General features: G+C 67.9%; 1 protein-coding gene. It reads right to left on the reverse strand.

Annotated elements, in window-relative coordinates; translation table 11 throughout:
• Positions 1-55 precede the first annotated feature (55 nt).
• Positions 56-1,294 carry an IS256 family transposase gene (locus tag ICC28_RS39930; RefSeq protein WP_188293779.1) on the reverse strand — a complete coding sequence of 413 codons (1,239 nt, stop codon included), beginning with the start codon at positions 1,292-1,294 and terminating at the stop codon, positions 56-58.
• Positions 1,295-1,427 lie beyond the last annotated feature (133 nt).

Here is a 1,427-nt window from a genome sequence, read left to right on the forward strand (position 1 = left end):
GGTCACGTCCGCGGGAGTGGTGTATCGACGGCCACTCGGTGATCTCGTTTTGAGGCTATGCGGACAGTTCGGTCGGGAGGACGGTGTCGTCGTTTTCTGACTCGATCGGGTGGAGGCGGGCCTTGGCGAGCAGGTCGAGTCCCATGTAGCGGCGGGCTTCGGTCCACTCGTCGTTCTGCTCGGCCAGCACCGCGCCGACCAGTCGGATCAACGCGGTGCGGTCGGGGAAGATCCCGACGACGTCGGTGCGGCGGCGGATCTCCTTGTTCAGTCGTTCCTGCGGATTGTTCGACCAGATCTGCCGCCAGATCTCACGCGGGAACGCAGTGAACGCCAGCACGTCGCCCTGAGCGGCGTCCAAGTGGGCGGCGGCCTTGGGGAACTTGGCCTCCAGGGCATCCAGGACGTGCCGCATCTGGGCCTGGACGGCGTCGGTGTCGGGCTGTTCGAAGACGGTCCGCAGCAGGGTGGCCACCCACGGCTGGGCCGACTTGGGAACCTGGCTGAGCAGTGCGCGGGCGTAGTGGGTGCGGCAGCGCTGCCAGCTTGCGCCGGGCAGGGTGGCGCCGATCGCGTTGACCAGGCCCACGTGGGCGTCGGAGATGACCAGTTGGACGCCGGACAGGCCGCGGGCGATCAGGGAGCGCAGGAAAGCCAGCCAGCCGGCACCGTCCTCGGCGGTGGCCACGTCCAGGCCGAGGATCTCGCGGTGGCCGTCGGCGTTGACACCGACCGCGATCAACGCGTGGACGTTGATGATGCGGCCGCCCTCGCGGACCTTCTGGGTCAGGGCATCAACCCAGACGAACGCGTAGGGGCCGGCGTCCAGGGGGCGGTTGCGGAACGCGGCGACCTGCTCGTCCAAATGCTTGGCCATCGCGCTGACCTGGGATTTCGACAGTCGAGTGACGCCCAGGCTCTCGGCGAGCTTCTCCACTCGGCGGGTGGAGACCCCGAGCAGGTAGGCGGTCGCGACCACCGAGATGAGGGCCTGTTCGGCCCGCCGACGGCGTTCGAGGAGCCAGTGCGGGAAGTAACTCCCGGACCTGAGCTTGGGGATGGCGAGTTCGACGGTGCCCGCCCGGGTGTCCCACTCGCGCGGGCGATATCCGTTGCGGTGGTTGACTCTCTCGTCGCTGACCTGCCCGTATTCGGCGTTGCAGAGGGCGTCCGCTTCGGCGGACATGAGCGCGTCGGCGAACGTCTTGACCATCGCGCGCAGCAGATCGGGACTCGCCGCGGTGAGGTTGTCCTCGGCGAGGGCGTGCAGGGGCAGACTGTCGGGTGCGGTCATCGTGCTGATCTCCTTCGGGCTTCGACACCTCGAAGATCAGCCGGTGGCCGTTCATCTATGCGGGCCTCATCCCAACGCCGGAGCAAACCCCCGGATCAGGTCGAACCCGTACACCACTTCCCTGGACGCAACC

Origin of the sequence: Streptomyces sp. TRM68416, from assembly GCF_014596915.1 — a bacterium.
Taxonomy (GTDB): Bacteria; Actinomycetota; Actinomycetes; order Streptomycetales; family Streptomycetaceae; genus Streptomyces.

Bases quoted from the DNA above. Each gene is read 5' to 3' on its own strand.
- ICC28_RS39930 (WP_188293779.1), bottom strand. From the start codon at position 1,294: ATGACCGCACCCGACAGTCTGCCCCTGCACGCCCTCGCCGAGGACAAC.